This is a genomic window from Indioceanicola profundi (assembly GCF_003568845.1).
Taxonomy (GTDB): Bacteria; Pseudomonadota; Alphaproteobacteria; order Azospirillales; family Azospirillaceae; genus Indioceanicola; species Indioceanicola profundi.
In genome coordinates this window covers 40828-63546 of record NZ_CP030127.1, presented here as the reverse complement: position 1 = coordinate 63546, position 22719 = coordinate 40828, and the positions used below count along the sequence as shown (strand labels likewise).

At 63.5% G+C, this 22719-nt stretch carries 19 protein-coding genes and 1 pseudogene; 13 read left to right on the top strand and 7 right to left on the bottom strand.

The annotated features are described in order from the left end of the window. Positions 1-4: 4 nt before the first annotated feature. Positions 5-784, top strand: coding sequence for an SH3 domain-containing protein (locus tag DOL89_RS16735; protein ID WP_119680537.1), 780 nt, complete (start codon positions 5-7; stop codon positions 782-784). 109 nt (positions 785-893) lie between these two features. Further along, positions 894-2642, top strand: coding sequence for an ABC transporter ATP-binding protein (locus tag DOL89_RS16730; protein WP_162937611.1), 1749 nt, complete (start codon positions 894-896; stop codon positions 2640-2642). A 19-nt stretch (positions 2643-2661) separates the two neighbouring features. On the opposite strand, the gene DOL89_RS25000 is transcribed toward DOL89_RS16730, so the two are convergent. The 4 genes from DOL89_RS25000 to DOL89_RS16715 form a co-directional block, all read right to left on the bottom strand. Beyond that, positions 2662-2832: a hypothetical protein gene (locus DOL89_RS25000; protein ID WP_162937610.1), complete on the bottom strand. Its 171-nt coding sequence runs from the start codon at positions 2830-2832 to the stop codon at positions 2662-2664. A gap of 46 nt (positions 2833-2878) precedes the next feature. Further along, on the bottom strand, positions 2879-3250 hold the full coding sequence (locus tag DOL89_RS16725) for a hypothetical protein (protein ID WP_162937609.1): 372 nt from the start codon (positions 3248-3250) through the stop codon (positions 2879-2881). A gap of 110 nt (positions 3251-3360) precedes the next feature. Next, positions 3361-4071 (bottom strand): 2-keto-4-pentenoate hydratase, encoded by a 711-nt coding sequence (locus DOL89_RS16720; protein WP_162937608.1) that lies wholly within the window; start codon positions 4069-4071, stop codon positions 3361-3363. Between the two features lie 89 nt (positions 4072-4160). Next, positions 4161-5153, bottom strand: a complete 993-nt coding sequence (locus DOL89_RS16715; RefSeq protein WP_119680533.1) for a KpsF/GutQ family sugar-phosphate isomerase — start codon at positions 5151-5153, stop codon at positions 4161-4163. Between the two features lie 290 nt (positions 5154-5443). Between DOL89_RS16715 and DOL89_RS16710 the strand changes: the two genes are divergently transcribed. The 3 genes from DOL89_RS16710 (at position 5444) to DOL89_RS16700 (ending at position 8372) form a co-directional block, all read left to right on the top strand. Next, entirely contained in the window at positions 5444-6466 is a 1023-nt protein-coding gene (locus DOL89_RS16710) for an EAL domain-containing protein (protein ID WP_119680532.1), read from the top strand. A gap of 167 nt (positions 6467-6633) precedes the next feature. Further along, on the top strand, positions 6634-7485 hold the full coding sequence (locus DOL89_RS16705) for a heme-dependent oxidative N-demethylase family protein (protein WP_162937607.1): 852 nt from the start codon (positions 6634-6636) through the stop codon (positions 7483-7485). Then, positions 7482-8372, top strand: coding sequence for a sugar nucleotide-binding protein (locus DOL89_RS16700; RefSeq protein WP_119680530.1), 891 nt, complete (start codon positions 7482-7484; stop codon positions 8370-8372). Before DOL89_RS16705 ends, DOL89_RS16700 begins: the two co-directional genes overlap by 4 nt. Positions 8373-8465: 93 nt before the next feature. Here the strand turns inward: DOL89_RS16700 and DOL89_RS16695 are convergent, their stop codons facing one another. Continuing rightward, the gene (locus tag DOL89_RS16695; protein WP_119680529.1) at positions 8466-8783 is read right to left on the bottom strand and encodes a hypothetical protein; all 318 of its coding nucleotides are present in this window, start codon (positions 8781-8783) and stop codon (positions 8466-8468) included. Positions 8784-9059: 276 nt separating this feature from the next. On the opposite strand from DOL89_RS16695, the pseudogene rfbB reads away from it, so the two are divergent. From rfbB to DOL89_RS16670, 5 genes and pseudogenes are all read left to right on the top strand, one after another. Next, positions 9060-10054, top strand: a pseudogene (rfbB, locus tag DOL89_RS16690) (dTDP-glucose 4,6-dehydratase). A 102-nt stretch (positions 10055-10156) separates the two neighbouring features. After that, positions 10157-10981: a glucose-1-phosphate thymidylyltransferase RfbA gene (rfbA, locus tag DOL89_RS16685; RefSeq protein WP_404813509.1), complete on the top strand. Its 825-nt coding sequence runs from the start codon at positions 10157-10159 to the stop codon at positions 10979-10981. 30 nt (positions 10982-11011) lie between these two features. Continuing rightward, positions 11012-11587 (top strand): D-sedoheptulose 7-phosphate isomerase, encoded by a 576-nt coding sequence (gene gmhA / locus DOL89_RS16680; RefSeq protein ID WP_119680527.1) that lies wholly within the window; start codon positions 11012-11014, stop codon positions 11585-11587. Further along, positions 11584-12108, top strand: a complete 525-nt coding sequence (locus tag DOL89_RS16675; protein ID WP_119680526.1) for a D-glycero-alpha-D-manno-heptose-1,7-bisphosphate 7-phosphatase — start codon at positions 11584-11586, stop codon at positions 12106-12108. The genes gmhA and DOL89_RS16675 overlap by 4 nt, the downstream gene beginning before the upstream one ends. A gap of 154 nt (positions 12109-12262) precedes the next feature. Further along, on the top strand, positions 12263-13285 hold the full coding sequence (locus DOL89_RS16670; protein WP_119680525.1) for an NAD-dependent epimerase: 1023 nt from the start codon (positions 12263-12265) through the stop codon (positions 13283-13285). A gap of 27 nt (positions 13286-13312) precedes the next feature. On the opposite strand, the gene DOL89_RS16665 is transcribed toward DOL89_RS16670, so the two are convergent. After that, positions 13313-14212: a replication initiator protein A gene (locus DOL89_RS16665; RefSeq protein ID WP_119680524.1), complete on the bottom strand. Its 900-nt coding sequence runs from the start codon at positions 14210-14212 to the stop codon at positions 13313-13315. A gap of 1655 nt (positions 14213-15867) precedes the next feature. On the opposite strand from DOL89_RS16665, the gene DOL89_RS16660 reads away from it, so the two are divergent. Next, a complete protein-coding gene (locus DOL89_RS16660) occupies positions 15868-16179 on the top strand; it encodes a hypothetical protein (RefSeq protein ID WP_119680523.1) in 312 nt (103 codons plus the stop codon). Positions 16180-16336: 157 nt separating this feature from the next. On the opposite strand, the gene DOL89_RS16655 is transcribed toward DOL89_RS16660, so the two are convergent. Further along, a complete protein-coding gene (locus DOL89_RS16655) occupies positions 16337-17017 on the bottom strand; it encodes a YjbF family lipoprotein (RefSeq protein ID WP_119680522.1) in 681 nt (226 codons plus the stop codon). Positions 17018-17153: 136 nt separating this feature from the next. Here DOL89_RS16655 and DOL89_RS16650 point away from each other — a divergent pair, with 136 nt between their 5' ends. Both DOL89_RS16650 and DOL89_RS16645 read left to right on the top strand, forming a co-directional pair. After that, a complete protein-coding gene (locus DOL89_RS16650) occupies positions 17154-19925 on the top strand; it encodes an SLBB domain-containing protein (RefSeq protein ID WP_162937606.1) in 2772 nt (923 codons plus the stop codon). After that, positions 19925-22474 carry a YjbH domain-containing protein gene (locus DOL89_RS16645; protein WP_119680520.1) on the top strand — a complete coding sequence of 850 codons (2550 nt, stop codon included), beginning with the start codon at positions 19925-19927 and terminating at the stop codon, positions 22472-22474. Before DOL89_RS16650 ends, DOL89_RS16645 begins: the two co-directional genes overlap by 1 nt. Positions 22475-22719 lie beyond the last annotated feature (245 nt).

Below are 22719 nucleotides of genomic sequence, written 5' to 3'. Positions count from 1 at the left end.
GGCTATGACGGGAACTACCCGGCACAGGACCGCGCTGGCCATCCTCACGGCCGGCCTTCTCACAGCCCTGATGCCGCGGCCCGGCACGGCCCAGTATGCCGTCGATCCTGGGGAGGCCATCGCGGCCGGACCGCTGCAGATCATGTCCACCCCGTCGGCAGGAGCCGCGAAGGTGATGGAGCTGGAGGCAGGGCGCACCGTGACGGTGCTGGGCTATCCCCGCGGAACCGGCATGGCCTGGATCGCGGTCAACGGGCGGGAGCTGGGCTATGTAAGCGCCGCTTCCCTGGCTCCGATCGACCGGGAACGCCCGATCCTGTACCGCGCGGCCGTGATCGCACAGGGACGGACCGGTGCGGCCAAACTCGGCCTCAACGGTCAGCTCGACGCTGCAGGAGAGGTCGTGGATGTGGTCCGGGTGGTGAACGGGAAGGCCAGCCTGGACGGTTCCCGAGCCCGCGAGGTGCCGGCGGACCAGCTGGTACCAATCCTTGGCACCTATGGTCCGTTGGATGGCCTGTCCCCAGGTGTGCCCGGCTTCTTCGCCGCGCGGCTGGGCCGCTTCGCTACCCCGGCGGAAGCCCAGGCACGCTGGGCCGAAATCCAACAGTACTTGCCCGAGTTGGCCGACTTGGCCCCCTATCTCTTCCGGCGAGCAACCACGCGGGACATGGCCATCGAGCTTGCTGCCGGGCCGTTCAATCGCATGCGGGTCGAGGAGGTCTGCACCCTGTTGGCCCGCCGCGGCCAGGATTGCTGGCCGATAGCGGTGGATGTGCGCTGATCCGAATGGAGTAGGCAGCCCCCCCCGAAAGGGGGCGTTAACCTTATTCAATCAGGCTCTGCCTGCAAGAGAGCCGGCATGGCGCCAGCTCCGGACCAGTGCCTTAACCATGACCACCGCCCGTTCGGCCGCCAAGCTCTACGCCCGCGCCTTCCGTGAGGCGCGCGACTATCGCTCCCACCTCCTCCTGGTTCTGCTCTCCGGCCTTGCCGGCCTGCCGCTCGCCCTTCTGCTGCCGTTGCCGGTCAAGCTGGTTGTGGATCATGCGCTGGGCGGGCAAGCGTTGCCGGACTGGCTCGCCGCTTTCCTTCCCGGTACGCCGGATGCCGGCATGTTGCTCACCCTGTCCCTGATTCTCGGCACGGTCTTGGCGCTGCTGGCCGCGGCGCACCATTATGCCGACTGGATGCTGCGCGATCAGGTGGCGGAGCGCATGGTGCTGGATTTCCGCGGTCGACTGCTGGAGCGTGGACTGTCCATGCCCGTGCTTGCCCATGATAGGGGAAGCCAGGACCCCGCCTGCCGGATTCAGCATGACGCGCCGGCCCTGCAATGGACGGCGCTCTACGGCATCATCCCGCTGGTCGTGGCGGGCATCTCGCTCTGCGGCGTGCTTGCAGTGACTGCCCGGCTTGACGCCGTGCTGTCGCTGGTCGCCCTTGCCACGGCGGTGCCGGTGATCGCTCTAATCCACCTCAGCCAGACGGAGTTGCGCAGCCGCTGGGCCACAGCCAAGGAGCAGGAAGCCGCCGCCTTCGGCGTGGTGCAGGAAGCCCTGTCCGCCGCCCGGCTGGTCAGCATTTTCGGACAAGAGGCGCGGGAGTCGGGACGGTTCCTCGCGGCCGCCCGCCTGGCCCACGCGACCCGTCGGCGGGTGATCCGGGTTGAAGGCCTCCTCACCGTTCTGCTCGGCCTGTCATCGGCGCTGGGCTCCGTGGCAATCCTGTATTTCGGCGCGCGCTCGGTGCAATCCGGCAGCCTGACGCTGGGGGAACTGCTGCTGGTTCTGGGCTATCTCGCCCAGCTTTTTGCGCCGCTCCAGACCATCGGGACGCATGTGACCGGACAGCAGCGGGCACTGGTCAGCGCCGAACGGGCTTTTTCGCTGATGGATGCGCCCCCTGCCGTCCAGGACCTGCCGTCTGCCCGGCCCCTGGCACGGGCACACGGCCATATTACGCTGGACGGAATGGGCTTCGCCTATGACAGCCGTCTGCCCGCGTTGCAGGGCGTCAGCCTGGATATTCCGGCAGGCACCTGCGTTGGCATCGTGGGCCGCACCGGTGCTGGCAAATCCACCCTGGTCAACCTGATCATGCGCCAGCTCGACCCGACGGAAGGCCGCATCCTCCTGGACGGGCGCAACCTCCGCGACATCCGCTTGGCGGACTTGCGTCGGCAGTTTGCAGTGGTGCCGCAGGATGCTGGCCTTTTCTCCACCACTATTGCGGAGAACATCGCCTATGGCGACCCCGGCGCCTCCATGGAGCGGATCGTCGAGGCTGCCAAGCGCGCCGCCGCCCACGATTTCATCAGCAGACTGCCCGAGGGTTATGCCACGCGGGTGGGAGAGCGCGGGGCGCGCTTATCCGGTGGGGAGCGCCAGCGGATCGCCATCGCCCGCGCCTTCCTGGTGGACGCTCCGATTCTGATCCTGGACGAGCCGACGAGCGCGATCGACGCCGCGACGGAGGAGGAAATCCTGGAAAGCCTGGAGCGGTTGATGCAGGGGCGCACCGCCTTCGTCATCGCCCACCGTCTCGCCACCCTGCGCCGGGCGGATATGGTGATCCGCGTTGCCGACGGGCAGGTAACCATGGACCGGGACCTCACCGCCCCGTTGCGGCTGGCGTCCTGATTATCTAGTTCATGGGTGCTCAGCTGTTCAGCCAGATCCAACCGGCGACGAATCCCGACAGCGAAGCCAGAAGCAGGAGCACCAGGGCAAGCGCCTTCAGAAACTTGTCCAGCTCCCCCTGAATCCAGGCGCTCCGTGCCATCAGGACAAGACCTGCCGTCAAAAACGCGCCGATCAGATACCAATTCATGCAGGTTCCAACGGTTCCGCCCGGTACCGAGCCATCCAGGCCGGCATCAGGCGCGGGCGGATGCCGGACGCACCGTTCTCCGGCTCTTCGACTGTCCGGCGGCGTCCTCCATGTAGATGACCAGGTTCAGCGAGCCAGCGATCAGCTCCACGAACTTCCGGCCGCTGCTCGGCAGCCGGATGCGCCGTTCCAGGCAGTAGTTGATGAGCGAGGCCGCCAGTTCCGCCGAACTGCGGTGGACGACCTTGCGGGCGCCGAAATCATCCTCGACCGTCAGTTCCGCCCGCACCGGATTCGGCTTCAACTCGATGCCGATGATCTGCCCGCTGGGCAGGGGCTGGCGCAGCTTCCGGGTCAGATCGACCACCGCCGTGATGACCTCCCGCTCGGTGAAGCCCAGGCTTCGCATCTCGCGCATCTCAATCTTCTCCACGGCGGGCCGTCGGAAGCGGCAGCCTGCGATCTCGCCGAAATAATGAGGCAAGTGCCACCCACCATGCAATATGGCGGCGGCAGGCGCACCACCGCTCAGGAGAAAGAAACGCGGACGCTGCCGATCCCCTCGAACATGCCGTCCGCCACATCCCCTGGCTTCACAACCTGGATTCCCGTGCAGGTTCCGGTGCTGATCCAGTCGCCGGCCAGAAGACCGCGATCGTGGAAGGAGAGGGCATTCGCCAGCCAGGTCAGGGCCACAAGCGGGCTGCCCAGCACGGCCGCCCCGCTGCCTGCCGCCCTTTCAGCACCGTTGACCACGGCGTGAACGGTCAGTCCCGCCAGATCGAGTTGGCGCCAGTCCGTCACGCCGGCCCCGGCGATGAGGGCGACGTCGAGGCCATGGTCGGCGATGCACCAGCGGACATCCCTGAATGCCGCGGACGGCAGGCACAGGCCGACCAGTTCGATGGCCGGATGGACGCTGCCCACCGCCTCCACCACCTCATCCGTTCCGTAGGGCTCCGGACGCGGAGGCAGGTCCTTGGCAAGACGAAAGGCGAATTCGCATTCGATACCCAACGCCCCTTCCGGCACGGGGACGGCCGCACCGGAGCCGTGGCAGCGCGGCGCGTAGAGTGGACCGTAAAAAGGCTCCCGCGTTCCGATCGCCTCCTGGACCGTGCGGCTGGTTGCGCCGATCTTCCAGCCACAGACAGGCTCGGCCATGGCGGCCTGCACCGCGCGCTGAAGACGGTACGCCTCCCCGATATCCGCCGGCGCCGGTCCGGGAAAGTCAGGCAATGCGCGGCCTTCCTTGCGAAAACGCGCCAATGCTTCGGCTTGTGGGAAAAGGGACGCCGCCATTGCCGCCTCCTGTCTGTATGGGCCGGTCAGCCCAGGGACTTTTCGACTTCCATTCCGGCAATGTCATGCATACGGACCAGCCCGACCACCCTATGGTCCGCATCGACCACCGGCAGCACATAGACCTGGGAGGCCGTCTCCATGATCTCCAACGCCTGGATGGCGCTCGCCTCCGGTCTGCAGGAACGGGGCGAAATCGTCATGCAGGACCGTGTTTCGGTATCCAGGAAGCCCTTGCCATTGGCGGCCAGACCGCGGCGCAGGTCGCCATCGGTCACGATGCCAAGAAGCCGCCGATCGCCGTCCGTGACAATGGCGGCGCCATTGGGATGGCGCGTCATGGCCAGCAGCGTCTCGAACACCGGCTGGTCCGGAGCGACCAGCGCGACGCCCTCCGGCGCCGGCACCATCAGGTCGCCCACCCGCGATCCCAGCACGATGCCCAGCGTCCCGCCGGGATGGTTGCGGCCGAAATCCTCCGCCGTGAAACCGCGCTGTGCTGCGACGCCCACCACCAGCGCATCCGCCAGGGCCAGCATGGCGGTGGTGCTGGCGGTGGGGAGCTTGGTTTCCGTCGCCTCCCGTTCGATACGGGCCTGGAGCGTGAAATCGGCGATGCGGGAGAGAGAGGAGGGGACGCGGCTCACCATGGCCGCTACCTTGACGCCCCGCTGCACAGCCGCCTTTGCCACATCCAGCAGCTCCTGCGTCTGGCCGCTGTTGGACAGGAGAATGAGCAGATCGCCGCGACGTAACCCGCCCAGCTCCCCGTGCAGCGCGTCCAGCGCGCTGTAATAGAAGGCCCGGGCGCCGACGGAGGACAGTTTGCTGGCCAGCAGCCGGGCGATAAGGCCGGACTTGCCGACCCCCGCCACCAGGGTATTGCCCTGTTCCGCCGCGATCATGCGCACGACCCCGACGAAATCCTCATCCAGGGCCTGTTCCTGCATCAGCACGGCCTTGGCTTCGATGCGCAGCAGCTCGCGGGCGGCAGAAAGAATCTTATCGGTGTCGGGCATGGCAGTCCACGCAAGGCTCGGCGCGACCCGCCGGGATGCGGGTCCGTCGGGGCTGACGCCTACACGACGCGCCCTGGGCAGGCAAGCCGGGTCTCATCCGAGCCGCTATGCCCTAAGTGGTACGGACCTGACCTGTTGCGGGAATGGGAAACCCTTTCTTGGCGCAATATATCTAAAATACAGGCTATCGTTCCCTGGAACCGTGGCCGGCATCGACGACGGGGGAGCAGCCTGTGAGCACGCCAGAATCCAGTCAGGTCTGTACCCGCTGTGCGCCCCCTGTAGGCAAAATGCGCGTCGATGGCGGGGTCGTGTATGTCTGGCCGCCCGTCGGCCACGTTGCGGCTAAACTCCAGTCCGCGCTGAAACGGCTTGGCCTTTCCTGGGCGCGCAGCGCCTGCGGCAGCTACATGACGGTTCCGGGTGCGGATTCCAACCGCTTCCTGGTGGAAGCCGGTGAATCGCTGACGCGGCAGGAGAGGGAAGATACCAAGATCCTCGTTTCCGATACGGCCGACATTCCGCCGAGCGTCGCCGATTTCGGCCGTGTCATGTCCCTTACTGCCGCCACGGCGCGGGCCCGGAACGGGTGGCTGGCCAACGTGATCGCGGAGCAGCGGCTGACCAGCCTGTTCCAGCCCATCGTCTCCGCCGCCGCTCCGCACCGGACGATCGGACATGAATGCCTGCTGCGCGGCGTGGATGAGGATGGCGCGCTGATTCCGGCCGGCCGGCTTCTGGACGCGGCGCGTGACGGCGATCTGTTGTTTCCGCTGGACCGCTTGGCGCGGGAAACGGCCGTTCATCGAGCTGGTCAGGTCAGGGCCGGCGGCTCCATCTTCATCAATTTCACGCCGACCTCCATCTACGATCCGACGGCCTGTCTGCGCACCACCATCGACGCGGTGGACCGCGCCGGAATCCCACGAAGCGAAATCGTGTTCGAGGTAACGGAAACCGACCGCATCGACGACCCTGGACATCTGGCCGGGATTCTGTCCCACTATCGCGGGGTGGGCTTCCGCGTGGCGCTGGATGATGTCGGGGCCGGTTATTCCTCCTTGGATCTCCTCGCCCGGCTGCGGCCGGACTTCCTGAAGATCGACATGCACCTGATCCAGGGCGTCGCCGATGACCGGTTCAAGTCGGCCATCGTGCGCCGCCTGATCGAAATCGGAACGGAGCTGGACATCCGCGTCATTGCCGAGGGCGTCGAGACGGAGCAGGAGCGCGATTGGCTGACCGCCACGGGCGTGGATTACCTACAGGGCTATCTGTTCGGCCGACCGGCGCCGCACCCGCTTCCCGTCTGATCTGCGGCGGACTTGAATCCGGCCATCCGGACCGGGATAGTGCGCCCGATGGAAACGGGAGCGCTATGATGTCAGACGGCGGAACAGGCGACCAAGGAACGGGGCCGGCACTGCCAGCGCTGCCGCCGGCTGACATGCCCTGGCCCTTCGACGGACCGGCCTTCCGGATGAGCATGGGCCTGCGGGCTCTGGCTCCCGCCGCCTGGATACAGCCCGACGCGGAATGGCCCCGGCTGCTGGCTGGGCGCAGGGAGCTGTTGCGCACCCGCCGGGGGGAAGTACTGGCCCTGATGCCTGAGGCCACGCCGGCAGCGCGGGAACTCCTCGAGCTTCTGGCCGATCACCTGACCGGCCGGTTCCCGGACCTGTTCACCGCGGCGGATGGATGGATCGAAAGCCGGATTACCGGTGAACGGCTGCCGCTGGACGGGTCCGATCCGCTCGCGGTCATGGGCGCGCTGGTCGCGGATGATCTCTGCATCATGACGCGTACGCACGGCGGCTGGCGGCTCACAGGGGCGGTCCTGTGCTTTCCCAACCGCTGGCGCCTGGCGGACAAGCTCGGCAAGCCGATGCCGGGCATACACCGGCCGGTCCCCGACTATGACCGTACGCTGGCGGTGCCGGTGGACCGGTTCTTCGACGCACTCGCCGATGGAAAAGCGGTCTGGCGCACCAACTGGGCGCTGAACGACGACCCCGCCCTGTTCCAGCCGGTGGAAACTGCACACACCAGCCCCGACCGCACCATCACGGCAGAAAATGCTGGGGAACGGCTCTTTCTGAGGGTTGAACGCCAGACGCTCCGCCATCTTCCGGGCAGCGGCGCCGTAATCTTCGGTATCCGGACATATCAGCGCGCCATCCGCCAGCTCTCGCCGGATCACGCCGCCGATCTCGCCGGCGTGATCCGGACGGCTCCCGAGGACACCGCCCGCTACAAGGGCCTTATCCGTACAGCCGGTCCGGCGCTGGCCGTGCTGGACCGCATCGCCGCCGGGGGGCAGGGTCGGCCATGACCGCGGCGGAAAATGCCGTGCTGGTGGTTGGCGGCGACGGCTATGTTGCCCGCACGCTGGTTCCCCATCTGCGCAGCCGGGGCCTGCGGGTCGCGGCTTCCACGCGCCGCGCCGACATGGCGGGGCCGGACCGCCCTCTGCTCGACCTCGCAAGCGGGGAGGGGTTCGGGATCGCCGAAGCCGGCTATGCCGCCGCGGTTCTATGCGCCGCACGCGCCCGGCTAGCAGACTGCCGAGCCGATCCGGTGGGAACAGCGCAGACGAACGTTGCCGGCACGTTGGAACTCGCTGGCCGATTGGCCCGTGCGGGGACACGCATCCTGCTGCTCTCGACCGACAAGGTCTATGACGGGTCCATCCCCCATCGGCGCTGGTCCGACCGGCCGTGCCCGGCCAGCGAATATGGCCGCCAGAAGGCCGCGGCGGAAGCAGGCGTACTGGCTCTACCCGGTGCTTCAGTGCTGCGCCTCTCCAAAGTCGTGGGGCCGGAGGCTGGCCCCTTCGCCGGCTGGGTGCGCAGCTTGCGTGCCGGCAGCGCGATCCAGCCTTTCTCCGATTTCCCCCTGGCAGCCGTTCCAGTCGGGTTGGTGGCCGAGGCGGCAGCACGGATACTGGACCGTTCCGGCACCGGAATTTTCCAGCTCACGGCGAGCGAGGACATCAACTATGCCCGTGCAGCCTTCCACCTCGCCCGGCGGATCGGAGCAGATGATAGGCTTGTTCAGCCGGTGACGGGCCGAATGGGTGAGGTGCTGGGCGGGGAGCCTGCATCCGCCTTCACCAGCCTGGACTGCAGCCGCCTCCGCGACATGATGGGCTTGGCCGCGCCGGACCCGTACACAGCGCTGGACAGCATTCTCGCCGCCGCAGCTTCGTACCCCTCTTGATCCTGGCGTAGACGTGATCCGTCGACGGCTGGACAACAGAAAGCCCGCAGCCTGAAGGCTGCGGGCCTGTCGAAACCTGGACCTGACGCGATATTACTGCGTAACAGTCGCCGTAGAGGTCGTGGTGCCGGTACCCGGCCCCGGAGCGGCGGTCTCGTCATCGTCGTCATTGCCGGAAGCGGCAATCGCGACAGCGCCAGCCGCAAGGGCGAGGGCGCCGGCGACGGGCAGCAGCGACAAGGCTCCGGAGGCGGCGCCCGAAGCGCCGGTCGCGCCGGCTGCAGTCCCCGTGCCGGCTCCGGTGCCGCCACCGGCCTGATCCTGGGCGACCTGGGTCTGCTGAGCGTGAGCTGGCATCTGGGCGAGCACCAGGGCAAGGGCGGTGCCGTAGGCAGCAATGGATTTGCGCATGGCTATCTCTTCTTTTCTGTTGCGAGCAACCGCGATTGCCAGCGGACCTGCTCTCCGACGGAAACAGAAGGTAATGCCCAGCTGCGCCGCTTTCCGAGACGGGAATGGGGGTAGGGACCACCTCATTCGGAGATGGCAGGCCTGTCAGCTGGCGCAAAGGGGAGGCGCTGCCGTACTGAAAAGCGAGACAAGCCATGCGATGACCAATATCTTTGGAGGCAGCCGTCTTTTCCTGAAAGGGAAGGATGATGGCTCGCGCACCGCGGGAGAGCAGGGTTGGCAAGGGTTCTGGTAACAGGCGGCGCCGGGTTCATCGGCTCCTGCGTCGTCCGGCAGTTCGTCGTTGCGGGCGATGAGGTGTGCAATCTCGACAAACTGACCTATGCCGCCAGCCTGGATGCGCTGGCATCAGTGGTCTCCAGCCCTCGTTACCGTTTCGAACGACTGGATATCTGCGATGCCGCAGGCGTGGCGTCCGTTCTGACCAGCTTCCAGCCCGACGCGGTCCTGCACCTTGCAGCGGAAAGCCATGTGGATCGCTCTATCGACGCGCCATCGGCCTTCGTCATGACCAATGTGGTCGGCACCTGCACGCTGCTGGATGCCGTGACCGCCTACTGGCGCGCGCTGCCCGATGGGCGCAGGGCCGGCTTCCGCTTCGTCCATGTCTCAACGGATGAAGTCTTTGGAAGTATCAGCAAGGGCCGCTTCAATGAGGCGACAGCCTACGCGCCGAACAGCCCTTATTCCGCCAGCAAGGCCGGATCGGATCACTTGGCCCGGGCCTGGTTCCACACCTATGGCCTGCCGGTCATTGTCGGGAACTGCTCGAACAATTACGGGCCATACCAGTTTCCCGAAAGCTGATCCCGCTGATGATCCTGAACGGGTTGGAAGGCAAGTCGCTTCCGGTCTACGGCCGGGGGCAGATTGTGCGCGACTGGCTGCATGTGGAAGACCATGCCCGCGCCCTGCGCCTGATCCTGGAACAGGGCCGGCCCGGTAAAAGCTACTGCATCGGCGGCGGTTCGGAACTGCCGAATATCGAGGTGGTAAAGCGGATCTGCAATCTGCTGGACCAGTCCGTACCCGATCCTGCCGGGCCGCGTTGCCGTCTGATCCGCCATGTCGCCGACCGGCCCGGCCACGACCTCCGCTATGCGATCGACACGACGAAAATCCGCGCCGAGCTTGGCTGGGCGCCGCAGGAGACCTTCGCCACAGAGCTGGAGGCGACCGTGCAATGGTACCTGAAGAATGAGAGCTGGTAGCGTCCCATCCGGGAGGAACGCTATGCCGGCGAAAGATTGGGGGAGGCGAGGCGATGAAAGGCATCATTCTTGCGGGGGGGAACGGGCACGCGCCTCAACCCCGTGACTAAAGTCGTCTCGAAGCAGTTGCTGCCGGTCTATGACAAGCCCCTGATCTACTATTCGCTGACGACGCTAATGCTGGCCGGCATCACCGAGATGCTGATCATCACCACGCCGCAGGACGCACATCTCTTCAAGGCGCTGCTGGGTGACGGCGCTCAATGGGGTCTGTCCTTCTCCTATGCCGAACAGGCCAGGCCCGAGGGCGTGCCCCAGGCGCTTACAATCGGCCGGGATTTCATTGGCGACAGCAACGTCGCCCTTATCCTGGGCGACAACATGTTCTTCGGCCATGGGTTGGGCGCGATGCTTGAACGTTGCGCCCAGCTGGAAGAGGGTGGCCTCGTCTTCGGCTATCGCGTCAAGGACCCGCAACGGTACGGCGTGGTAGAGTTCGCTGGCGACGGTCGGGTGCGCTCCATCATGGAAAAGCCGGCCAAGCCCCGTTCCAACTTCGCTGTAACCGGCCTCTATTTCTTCGACCGGCAGGCGCCGGAGATCGCGGCAGGGCTGAAACCGTCCGCCCGGGGCGAGACGGAGATCGTCGACGTCATCAACACCAATCACCGCGCCGGCACGCTCAGGGTGGAAGCATTGGCTACAGGCTATGCTTGGCTGGATACGGGAACGCCGGAAAGCCTGATCGATGCCGGCCAGTTCGTGCGCGCGGTGGAGCAGCGGCAGGGGTATAAGATCGCCTGTCCGGAACGGATCGCATTCCAGCGGGGCCTGATCACCGTCAAGGATCTGCGGCGGCTGGCCGCGCCACTGGCGAAGAGCGAGTATGGAGATTATCTTCTGCGCCTCGCAGACGGGCTGGTCTGACGCGCGACCGGCTCTCCAGCAGGGATCGAAATGCCGAACACACCCACAGACCTCATCCGGCGGAGCCTGCTCCAATCGGCAGAGAATTTCACAGCGCTTGCCGAACAGGCGGGCCTTGTTGCCGATCTGGCCGCCCGCATGTCAGCCGCCATCCGCGCTGGCGACAAGATCATGTTTTGCGGCAACGGCGGTTCGGCTGCCGACGCGCAGCATCTGGCGGCCGAGCTTCTGGGCCGCTATCTCGTGAACCGCAGGGCCCTCCCAGCGATAGCGCTGACTACCGATAGCTCGGCCCTGACCGCCATAGCCAATGACTTTGGGTTCGACGAGGTATTCTCCCGGCAGGTCCAGGGGTTGGGCCGTCCGGGCGACGTGCTGGTCACCATCTCCACCAGCGGGAACAGCCCCAATATTCTGCAGGCGGTGCAGGCGGCGCGTGAGATCGGCATTGTTACGATCGGATTGACCGGCTCTTCCGGCGGGCGGATGGCGGACCTCTGCGATGTCTGCCTGCGCGTTCCCTCCGCCCACACGCCGCGCATTCAGGAAATGCACATCGCCGTCGGGCACATGCTCTGCGAACTGGTCGAAGCGGACCTCGCATGAGCGGCGGTACGGTCCTAAAGCCCGCGGCTTTCCTGGACCGGGACGGCGTGCTGATACAGGACACGGGCTATCCGCACCGGCCGGACCAGGTCGCCTGGATTCCCGGTGCCGCGGAAGCGGTTCGGCGCCTGAACGGGGCCGGCGTTTTCGTCTTCGTCGTCACCAACCAGTCCGGCGTCGGGCGGGGTTACTTTCCGGAAACGGACGTCGTTTCCCTGCACCGCTGGATGGAGACTGAACTCGCCAGCCAGGAGGCACGGGTGGATGACTGGCGCTACTGCCCGCACCACCCAGAAGCTGCTCTGTCCCGCTATCGTTTGGACTGCTCCTGCCGCAAGCCGAAGCCTGGAATGCTGCTCGACCTGATGCGGCGCTGGCCGGTGGACCTTGGACGAAGTTTCCTGATTGGCGATAAGCCGTCCGACCTCGCGGCGGCGGAGGCCGCCGGCATTCCCGGACATCTCTTCAGGGGCGGAAACCTCGACACGACCGTTCGAATGCTGCTTGGGACCGGCGTTTGATGCCACCACTTTCGGGAGTTGCTGGCAGCGTCCGGACTAGCCGTCCGGCACGCTGCACTGCCAGAAACACCATCGACGCACCGGGGGCTAGCCGCTAATAGTGGCTCCGATCCTCTACACGGCCGTTCCCTGCCGCGGAAATCGGAAATGTGCGATGCCTCTCCAATCCAGTCCCGTACTCGTCACCGGCGTTGCAGGCTTTATCGGTTACCATGTCGCCCAACGGCTTCTTGATCGGGGCTGCCAGGTCGTCGGCATCGACAATATCAATGACTATTACAGCGTGGCGCTGAAGCAGGCCCGGCTCGCCCTGCTGGAGGGGCAGGACGGCTTCGAGTTCCAGCGCGTGGACCTGGCCGACCGTGAGAGCATGGCCGCCCTGTTCGGGAGGGTCCGCCCAGGGAAGGTGATCCATCTGGCTGCACAGGCCGGCGTTCGCTATTCCCTCATCAATCCCCATGCCTATGCGGATGCCAACCTCACCGGCTTCCTGAACATTCTCGAGGGCTGCCGCCATCACGCGGTCCAGCATCTCGTCTATGCTTCATCCAGCTCCGTCTACGGTGCCAATACGGAGATGCCCTTCTCCGTCCACCACAATGTCGACCACCCCGTCAGCCTGTACGCCGCCAGTAAGAAGGCGAACGAACTGATGGCACACAGCTACAGCCACATCTTCCGCCTACCGACGACGGGGCTCCGCTTCTTCACGGTATATGGCCCCTGGGGCCGGCCGGACATGGCGATGTTCCTGTTCACCAAGGCTATTCTGGAAGGTGAGCCGATCCAGGTGTTCAACGAAGGCCGCATGCGGCGCGATTTCACCTATATCGACGACATCACGGAAGGTGTGGTGCGGGTGGCGGACCATGTAGCGCAGCCCGATCCGGACTGGTCAGGCGGCCGTCCCGATCCTGGCGCCAGCAGCGCGCCTTACCGCATCTACAACATCGGCAATAACCAGCCGGTGGAACTCATGCATCTGATTGAATTGATTGAGCGCTGCGTCGGACGCAAGGCGAAGAAGGTGATGCTTCCGATGCAGCTAGGCGACGTTCCCGCCACCTATGCCGATATCAGCGATCTTGCCCGCGATGTCGGCTTTTCACCCTCGACGCCGATCGAGCTCGGCGTCGAACGGTTCGTGCGCTGGTACCGCGACCACTACAAGGTCTGAGCTGCTACGACAGCGCAGACCCGCCCCTCAGTCCTCCAGCATCTCAAAACGACCGACATCGTATTCCCGCCAGCGGTCCAAACGCCAGAAGACCACCATGATCTTCTTCAGCACGGTGCGCTGCCCCTTCACCGCTCCATCGCTGTTAGGATCGTTGACCAGCTTGAAGCCGTATTCCGGCAGCGGGTTCTTCTTCTCGGCGATCTTGGCCAGCTTGTAGCGGAACTGCCGCAGATCCGTTTCGGCCCCCACGCGCAGGCGCAGCTTCTCCAGATTGATTTTGAAGCCCGGCTGGTTGCCGCAATGGGCGCGGGCCATCTCATAGAGCCGCTTTTCCATGGGGGGCAGATCGAAATATGCCGGGTCATAGGTCAGCATCCTGTTGTCCTTCAGGATGGCACGGTAAAGCCAGTCGCACAGCTCCACCGTAATGCGCTTCAGGACCCGCTCACCTTTGGCGTTCTTCCGGTACTCGGCCTTGGCGGACTTCAGCCAGCTGAACCACTCGTCCGTGCCCTCGCCTCCGGTCTCGATGTTGGTCTTGATCTGCGTACCCTGCAGACGCTCCAGCGCCCCGGATATCCGGTCATAGCTCTTTCCGCCGGCCGAGACCCGGCAGACCCGGAAGAAATCATGGCCGGAGAAGCTGAACACCTGACTGACCGGCTCCCCCCGGTTCATCTTGTCGACCATCAGCGAGGCGACATAGATCAGGAATTCCTTATCGTAGATCGTGGCGATGCCGGCATCCGTGCCCTTCACCTCGATCGCGACCTTGCCATCGCTATAGCGGATCGGGTCCACCCGCTTCTCCTTCGTCAGAGCGAAGAAGTTGTAGACCATGATCGAGCGCTCATTCTTCACGCTCCCGATCAGGGGGCTGTCGAGGAGCGATAACTGATGCGCCTGTTCCACGGCTCTGCTCATGTCACCCATCCAACGAAGTCCCGACCACATGGCGCCGACGCCTGGACCATGCGTGACGGCATGGTCGGAACGCCGGGTCGATACGGCCCAGAAGCAGCCAGGGATGGTGCCTCGCAGCTGGGCCGGATCAGCAGTCCGCACAGAGCCAGAAGGAGCAGGGCCGCGAACGTCACCGTTCCAACGACCAGAGCATTCCGCCGACGCTGTGCTGAAGGGCATTAGGCGGGAGCTTCCCAGGTGAGTCCACAAGCGATTGTGCCGATGTCACCGTAACAACGAAGATTTGGGGGTCGGATTACGGCGGCAAGCGGCATTCCAGGCCGAGGATTCGGGGGAACGGTGACATGGCATTGGGGGAACAGCGACCGGATTTCGTTGGAACGGTGACGTCGCTCGACCGAGGGCCCGGATTCAGCGGTTCTTCGAGGGACTCCGCCAGAATCGTTGGAACGGCGACGTAGATTCCTGCCTTGTTGGATCAGGGACAGCGATCCGTTCCATCAGCCACCTCAGTTCGGGGTTTCAGGCACGCTGCCTCGTTGGATCAAGGACGAAAGCGCGTTGGATTGGAAACGCAAATCGCTTCAAGCTACTGATTTAGAACGTCTTTTCGGACCTATAACGGTAAAACCCGTTAATTCTCTAACTGCTCCTAACAGGGATTCAGGCCGGACTCTACGCGTGAGTCTAAGTCCGCGCAGGGATTGGACCGAACCGAACACACTCAAGAACTTCGCGTGATTCCAATAGTTTATGGTGCATTTTGCTTCATAGGGCCTGTCCCGCACTGTGGAACGCTCTCCCCTGACCGCATGTCACCGAAACCCCGAACAGGTCCTCGACAAGCTTCGCGGAAGGCGATTGGGTGACGGTCGCATGTCCCTGTTCCACCCCTCTCGACTCGACAGCTTTCCGCTGGTGCGAATCGGTCTGCTCACATTCAGGGCAAAGGCTCCCTGACTCCGGGGGCACCGTCCGATGGACATTATTGTGATTGGACCTGACCGTTGTGATTCGGACCTCACGATGCCAAGCCAGCTCACCAGACCGATTCCGAATCGGCACTATATGAATATGAGTGCCAGCCGCTTGTCCGATTAAACTTGGCTCAACGCCACGGGGCTGTTCCTCACTGTCGGATCGAGCCGGAGGGGGAACGTTGACATTCCTGCTGGCGTGTTTTCAGCGCATTGCCCTGCACAGCAGCAAGGCAGGGAGTCCTGAATAGGCCCCCCATCCTACTGCCCCTCCGATCTGTCTCTTAGACACAGCTAGCACAGGTATTCCAACCCAGAAAAATGCTTCTGGATCCGATATTTGCCTGTGTCACCATTCCAACGCCACCACTGAGCATCACCACCCCGCATGTCACTGAATCACCCCATCCGCAACCCTTTCGGCTGTACCGGCAGCAGCAAGCCGCGGGTACAGAGTAGGCATGGGGTGGAACAGTGACATCGCTGGACGGAGTCACCTCACGGCCACACCGTGAGAAGACCCAAACATCTGCAATAAAAGAGAGCTTTGCTCCTTGTGCAGGTGGTAGTATAGATGGAGGGCCTAACCCTGACGGGCGCGCTAGGGCTTGGCTGAGATGCGCCGTTGTCCACCTGCGGCAACGCTACCCTGATTGGACGTTACGAAGGAAAATCGCAATGAAATCCACGACCCTGTTTGTTGCGCTCGCGCTGGCCATTGCGCCTGCCATGGCGTCTGCCCAGACCGCGCAGGGCGCCGGTGCTGGCGCCGGAACCGGCCAGCCGGCTGGAAGCGGTTCTGCTGCCGGGCTCGGCGCTGGCACCCTTTCCACCGTTGCCGTTGTCGGCGGCGTCGCGCTTGCGGCCGGTATTGCCGCCGCCATTGCCGCTGGTGGTGACAGCGACGACGATGTGGGGCCTGTAACGCCGCCCACTACGCCGGGCACCAGCACCAGCACCAGCACCAGCACGGCTACCAGCACCCGCTGACCGTAATACTCGATTGAGTTCGAAAGGGCCGGCGGATCGCCGGCCCTTTTTTGTGGTTGGTCGATGGAAATGCCGACCACGCCCGCGTACCCCGATTTATCCGAGGCCACAGGCTGGATTTATAGCTTAGGACCGGATAAACGCATGCTTCGTCGCATCAGCCGAAGGGCTTCAGAATTTCAATATTCAGCGGCGCCATTCCGGGGAGGAGAACCTGCTGCGACTTCCAGATGAGTCCTGTCTGGGGATCTCCCCAGTAGGTGTTCTCGATCGGCTTCCCCTCGGTTTGCTGGCAGGTTTCCCGCACCTTCGACAGTTCCATTGGCCGCTCGAGAATAACTACGTTCTCCCGGCCAGCGCTGCTGTAGGTGCACCGCAACTCCCAGGCGAACCGCCCTTCGCCTCGAGCATCGAGGCTCCGCTGTCTTTCCTGCCCAATCAGATTGAGCGGGCTTTCCACACTGCCCTTAGTGAATTGTACAGCGGTCAGGTCTCGACCAAGCCCGGCGGTCTGAATCACATACGGCCCTCTGGTTACGATGACCTGCTGACCTGCCGAATACCAGAAAAGACGCCCGTTCTGAACCTGACCAAGTACGATGAACGATGGCTTCGTATCGTCGAACCACGCGAGCATGGATGCATAGGGCAGATTGTCCACATGTGCTCGGTCCACAGGCGGGCTGGTGTCGCTGCCGCCACGGATCGCGGCAACCGTTGCCCAGAAGGGCGATTCGGTGTTAACCAGTCCGCATCCGGACAGTGCCAAAGTCACCAGGCACAGCACGGCGGCGCGCCCACGTGCAATTGGTCTGCGTAGGTGTGAGTTTTCAATCATGGGGATTTTGATGCCGATTATCCGTCGTCCAGCCGCGCTTGTTCAGACGGCTGCCGGGGTTCGTATAGCATGCGTTCTCCTGGCTGTCAGCGTTGGCCCGGCGGCGGCTCAGACGGTAACGCTTCCAACGGGGAACATGGATCTCAACGCGATCCCCGACGTGCTGAGAAGCCAGCTCCAACAGGTTGGACGAACAGACCAGAACGCCTTGGACAATGCCCGCCGGAATTTGCATCCCAGTGAGCAGCAGGATAATGCTTCTGAGCAGGAGGTCTGGGATGCTGCTAACTCGCGGATCGAGCTGTCTTCCATCGAACGCGACTACACCGCACGGATCGGCATGGAAGTCCGGCAGTTCGGCTATTCCTTCACGGGTTCCGCAATTCCAACCGGTTCCGACCTCCAGGACCGCAATCTGCTTGTGAACGGCGCTGTTCCAGCGGATTATGTCCTTGGCATCGGGGATGAACTCATCATCACACTGCGCGGGCAGGTGAACCGATCGACCCCGGTCCGGGTTGACCGGGAAGGCCGCGTTCTGCTTGAAGATATGCCGCCGATCCCCGCTGCGGGCCGCTCCTTCGGTGATTTCGAGGCTGACTTGCGGGCTCGCGTTGCCTCGGCCTATGTGGGGACGGATGTTTTTGCATCCATCGGGTCGATCCGGAGTATCAGCGTTATTGTCGGCGGCGAGGTCAGAGATCCTGGCCTGATCCGGTTGACGAGTTTCTCGTCTCTGATGGAGGCGCTTCACCGGGCGCGCGGCATTCTTCCGAGTGGAACGCTCCGCAATATCTCGATCATTCGCAATGGACAGCGGATACGGGTCGATCTTTACGATCTTCTGATCAACGCGCGACCGCTTGGCGACGTGCGCCTTCAGGACGGCGATCAGATCATCGTCAATACCATCGGGCAAACAATGGCTGTGACCGGCGATGTCGTGCGTGGCGGCGTGTTCGAACTGCCCCCCGGCACCGATGAGATAACTCTGGCTGAGGCGATGAAGATTGCCGGCGGTCCCATCCGCACCGTTGGCAATCAGGTTAAGGCCTTCAGGCTCGACCAGGCTGGCCGCAACCGCCCTCTGCTTCTCCCGGACCAGAATGCAGCCGTCAAGGCAGGCGACATTCTCGTTGTAGCTCAGGAACCTTCCGCACTTTCGACCCTAGGCAATGTAGAAATCGAGGGCGAGCGGTCGGTCGCTAGCTATCCGAGCCTGTCAACGTTGCTTCGCTCCCCGGACTTCCTGCAGTCAAATCCCTATCTCCCACTGGCGGTCCTGATTTCCGAAGATCCGGTGACGCGCCAGACCCGGAAGTCCGCCGTCGACCTCAATCGCGTCTACCGCGGTGAGATCGATGTCCAACTGCATCCTCGGGACACGCTGGTGGTCTTCAGCCACAATGACATTCGTTACCTATCGTCGGCCGACGTGCAGGCTGTTCTGAACGGCGTTACGCCAACAAGCGTCGATGTGGCTGCAGCGGAGCAGAGGACGCGTATCCAGACAATCCAGGCGAACCCTTCTGTTTCGCCCGACCAAGTTGGAAGGGGAAACTCTACGGGCCTGTCGGAGGGAACACAGCGTAAGCCTGGGGCGCAACGGTCCGGTGCCTCTCTGGCCCAGCCAAGCGGCCTGATCAGTATTGAGGATGGCATGCCGATTCGGACCGACTTCGCGTGCGAGGGTCTTCGCGCCTTGGCTGAAGTCAATGCTCTGTCCGGCGGGCGCTTCGCCTCAAGCGTCGTCTTCCAGACCATGTCCCGACGGCGCAATGCGATAGCCCTACCTGATCTTTCCGGCGAGCGTGAAACGACGACCCTGCCTGGTCTTGCCAGCGAGCGGGAATTGGCCAACGTCCAACCCTGTCCGACGATTTTCGACCAACATCCAGACCTTTTGCCATTCCTTCTTGAATACGCCGTCTCAGTCCAGGGCGAAGCACGGGTTCCAGGCGTTTATCCGGTGACCCCCGGGACGGACCTCAACAATCTTCTTCAGGCCGCGGGTGGTTTATCTGTCAGTGCCGACTTGACCAACATCGAACTGATGGACGTGAAGGGTCAGCGCCGTAGCGGATATGCAGTGGACCAGACTGCCGCCGTGACGATCGGTCCCGGAGAGTCGGTTCGGGTGGGCGCGCGCATCTCCGAGCGTGAGCGTGGTTTTGTCGAGTTGGCAGGTGAGGTCGCCCTTCCGGGGCGGTATGAGATCAGGCGCGGCGAGCGACTGTCGGATTTGATTCAGCGCGCCGGCGGTCTGACGACCCAGGCCTACGCCTATGGCGCCGTCTTCACCCGCGAGAGCGTGCGCCTTACGGAAGAGGAGGGCTTCCGACGCGTTGCCCAGGAGATCGAGGTCGGGTTGCCTGCGATGATCGCGACTTCAGGCAGCACAGCCGCCTCGATCACGGCGGCGATGCCGTTCTTCCAGACATTGGTTCAGCGCCTTCGTACGCAGCCTGCCGTTGGTCGGCTGGTGGTCGAGGCCGATCCTGTTGTGCTGGCCGCCCGTCCTGAAGCCGATATCATCTTGCAAGCGGGTGACCGCCTGACGGTTCCGAAGCGGCCCAGCCATGTCACCATCAGCGGAGCTGTGTTGAATCCAGGCGCTGTGATGTTCCGTTCGGGCCAGAAGGCGACCGACTACCTGAAGCTCGCGGGAGGTCCATCGGATCAGGCTGACAGGAGCAACGCGTTCATCATCTTCCCGAACGGCGAGTCGCAGCCGCTGCAGTTGGGGGCATGGTTTGAACGGTCGGTGCTCATTCCGCCTGGCTCCACCATCGTGGTTCCCCAAGACGTCAGCCCGTTCAGCTTCCTTAATACCACCCGGGATATCGTCAGCATCGTGAGTGACATCGCGCTGGCTGCCGCCTCGCTGGCAGTGATCAATAACAACTGATGGCTCCCAAGATGTTTCGGCTGGGCGGATTAAAGGCTCGGCGGGGGCTCCTGGCCACCGCCTCCGCCGTAATCGCACTTTCCGCCCAGGCTGCCGTGGCAGCCGAAGAGGTTGGGGCGCCGGTTCTGGTCAACGACTTCGGCGGGGTCGGACTGATTCAGACGCCGACTGCCCGGACCGGGCGTGACGGCGACTTCTTCGCCGGTAGTTCCCTGGTCTGGCCTTATCTCCGCTACTACCTGACCTTCCAGCCCTTCCCCTGGCTGGAAGGAACGTTCCGCTACACCGATATCCGCAATCGGCTGTACAGTCCTTTTCCAACATTCAGCGGAAATCAGAGCTTCAAAGATCGTGGCGTTGACCTGAAAATCCGCCTCGTCCAGGAAAGCCTCAACCTGCCGCAAATCGCAATCGGTGCGCGTGATATTGGCGGAACAGGGCTGTTCGCGTCGGAATATGTCGTGGCGAACAAGCGTTTCGGTGACATCGACCTGTCCTTCGGCATGGGATGGGGTAACCTGTCAACGCGGAACCATGTAAGCAACCCGTTCAGAATTTTCGGCAGCCGGTTCGATCAGCGCCAAGCATTCACCCCCGGCGGCGGAACGGTCGAACTCGACTTCTTCACTGGCCGACAGGCTGCCTTCTTCGGCGGCATCTCCTATAAAATGCCGATCGATGGTCTCACCCTGAAGGCCGAATACGATCCGAACAGCTATCAGTTCGAGCCGCTGGGCAACCGCTTCGATGTCGACAGTCCGGTGAATGTCGCGGTCGAGTACCAGCCTTTCGACTGGTTGCACACCGCTGTTGGCTTGGAGCGTGGCAATCGCGCCATGTTCCGCCTCACAGCGACGACAAACTTTCACGAGCGCTCCCGCGTTCCCAAGATTGATCCGCCGGCGCCACTGATGCAGCCGCGGCCCGCCGCTATCCTGCCGGCTCCGGGTCGACTGCTTGTGGCCGAACCGTCCGGTACAGTACCCGGCGCTGTGGCATCGCGGATAGATGCCGTGCAGATCCGGTCCATTGCCGGACCGGTGGCTGCGCAGCATGGCTACTTCGTTCATGATGCATCGGTCGACGGTAGCCGTGCATGGATCGGACTGGCTGGAGAACCGCTGAAGGACGAAGTGGCGGCTGCCATCGCGATCGGTCGCCACCTGCTTTCACAATCGAGCGGCACCTTGGACATCGTTGACGTGGCGACGCAGTCTGGAGGGCATGAGCGCTTCCGTATCACAGTAAGGCCGGATCCGGCTCTACCGGACCAGATGGCGGAATCCCCCGCCTCTGGCGAAGCGGAGATCGGAGTGCCTGTCGGCCAGACGGGGATCAGCGACGAGCTTTGGGAAAAGCTGACAAAGGATCTGCGTCAGCAGGGCATTTTCGCGTTCGCAGGCGATTTCTCGGCGCCGAAGGCCCAGATATTCATGTCGCAGAACCGCTATCGCGAAACCGCCCGCGGAATCGGTCGGGCAGTCCGCGTCGCCGCAAACCTCCTTCCGCCGGAATATGAGGAGCTTTCCCTGGTCCTGATCGAGCGGGGCATGGAAGTGGCCGAGGTGTCGCTGCTGCGTAGCGACCTGGAAGGGGCGCTTACACTGGACGGGAGAGGGTCCGTCGAAGAGATCTGGTCGCACACGCGGATCATGCCGCCACCCCTGACGCTTCGCGACGCCCCGGTCCGCAACGATGTTTATCCGACCTTCAGCTGGACCCTTCGGCCGGGTTTCCGTCAGTCCATTGGGCGGCCTGAAGCCTTCTTCCTCTACCAAGTTTGGGCGCGTGCCGGTGCCGCCGTCCAGTTCGGTCGGGGATTGAGCTTGTCCGGAAGCGTCGGCGTCGACATCTACAACAACTTCGATAAGATGCGGGTCCCGTCGGACAGTGTCCTGCCGCATGTCCGCTCCGATATCGCCGCCTATCTCCGGGAAGGAGATACAGCTCTAATCAATCTGCAGGGCGAGTACGCGTTCAACGTCACGCCTGAATTGTTCGGGCGCGTGTACGGCGGACTGCTGGAGGAAATGTTCGGCGGTGTCGGCGGCGAGTTGATGTACCGCCCCATCAACGCGAATTGGGCCATCGGCGCCGATCTGAACTGGGTCAAGCAGCGCGATTACGATCAGAGATTCGACTTCCGCGACTACGATGTCGTGACCGGTCATGTCAGCGGCTTCTACTATTACGAACCGCTGGACGTGAATATCGGTGTGCGCGCGGGGCGTTACCTTGCGGGCGACGTCGGCGCTACGTTCGAGCTTTCCCGCACGTTCGACAGCGGCATCACCATCGGTGCCTTCGCCACTTTCACTGATGTCCCGCCCGAGGAATTCGGCGAAGGCCGCTTCGACAAGGGCTTTTATATTACTGTCCCGTTGGACCAGTTGCTCGTCAGATCAGTACGTGGCTCGCTTTCATGGTTGTACCGCCCCCTGACCCGGGATGGCGGCCAGATCCTCGCGACGCGTGGCTCCCTCCTGGGCGCTGCATGGGCGGGCGGCGAAACATATATCCGACAGGACTGGGAGAGGTTGCTGGACTGAGCATCAGGCCGAAGCGCTTTGTCGAAGAGGTGCGGCCATGCATTTGAAGCTGAAATGATAGCTGCTTTGTCATCAGCTACCGAAAAGGCCGCGGGGTGGGGCTAACACGTTCGGTTGGGTGGCGCTGCTCTTCGGATAGGTTTTCAAGCTGCTGCCCGTTGCTATTGGCCGCCTGCCGCGGTAGTGATTGCGTCCGAAAGGCGTGAGATTCACGTTTCAGCATCAGCACTTTCTGAGTTGCCGCG

Excerpts from the sequence above, each read along its gene's own strand:
- DOL89_RS16705 (WP_162937607.1), top strand. The coding sequence starts at position 6,634 with ATGAGCATGGGCCTGCGGGCTCTGGCTCCCGCCGCCTGGATACAGCCC.
- gmhA (WP_119680527.1), top strand. The coding sequence starts at position 11,012 with ATGCCGAACACACCCACAGACCTCATCCGGCGGAGCCTGCTCCAATCG.
- DOL89_RS16725 (WP_162937609.1), bottom strand. The coding sequence starts at position 3,250 with ATGCGCGAGATGCGAAGCCTGGGCTTCACCGAGCGGGAGGTCATCACG.
- DOL89_RS16655 (WP_119680522.1), bottom strand. The coding sequence starts at position 17,017 with ATGATTGAAAACTCACACCTACGCAGACCAATTGCACGTGGGCGCGCC.
- DOL89_RS16695 (WP_119680529.1), bottom strand. The coding sequence starts at position 8,783 with ATGCGCAAATCCATTGCTGCCTACGGCACCGCCCTTGCCCTGGTGCTC.
- DOL89_RS16710 (WP_119680532.1), top strand. The coding sequence starts at position 5,444 with ATGCGCGTCGATGGCGGGGTCGTGTATGTCTGGCCGCCCGTCGGCCAC.
- DOL89_RS16735 (WP_119680537.1), top strand. The coding sequence starts at position 5 with ATGACGGGAACTACCCGGCACAGGACCGCGCTGGCCATCCTCACGGCC.
- DOL89_RS16715 (WP_119680533.1), bottom strand. The coding sequence starts at position 5,153 with ATGCCCGACACCGATAAGATTCTTTCTGCCGCCCGCGAGCTGCTGCGC.
- DOL89_RS16645 (WP_119680520.1), top strand. The coding sequence starts at position 19,925 with ATGGCTCCCAAGATGTTTCGGCTGGGCGGATTAAAGGCTCGGCGGGGG.
- DOL89_RS16675 (WP_119680526.1), top strand. The coding sequence starts at position 11,584 with ATGAGCGGCGGTACGGTCCTAAAGCCCGCGGCTTTCCTGGACCGGGAC.
- DOL89_RS16665 (WP_119680524.1), bottom strand. The coding sequence starts at position 14,212 with ATGAGCAGAGCCGTGGAACAGGCGCATCAGTTATCGCTCCTCGACAGC.
- DOL89_RS16670 (WP_119680525.1), top strand. The coding sequence starts at position 12,263 with ATGCCTCTCCAATCCAGTCCCGTACTCGTCACCGGCGTTGCAGGCTTT.
- DOL89_RS16660 (WP_119680523.1), top strand. The coding sequence starts at position 15,868 with ATGAAATCCACGACCCTGTTTGTTGCGCTCGCGCTGGCCATTGCGCCT.
- DOL89_RS16730 (WP_162937611.1), top strand. The coding sequence starts at position 894 with ATGACCACCGCCCGTTCGGCCGCCAAGCTCTACGCCCGCGCCTTCCGT.
- DOL89_RS16650 (WP_162937606.1), top strand. The coding sequence starts at position 17,154 with ATGGATCTCAACGCGATCCCCGACGTGCTGAGAAGCCAGCTCCAACAG.
- DOL89_RS16700 (WP_119680530.1), top strand. The coding sequence starts at position 7,482 with ATGACCGCGGCGGAAAATGCCGTGCTGGTGGTTGGCGGCGACGGCTAT.
- DOL89_RS25000 (WP_162937610.1), bottom strand. The coding sequence starts at position 2,832 with ATGAATTGGTATCTGATCGGCGCGTTTTTGACGGCAGGTCTTGTCCTG.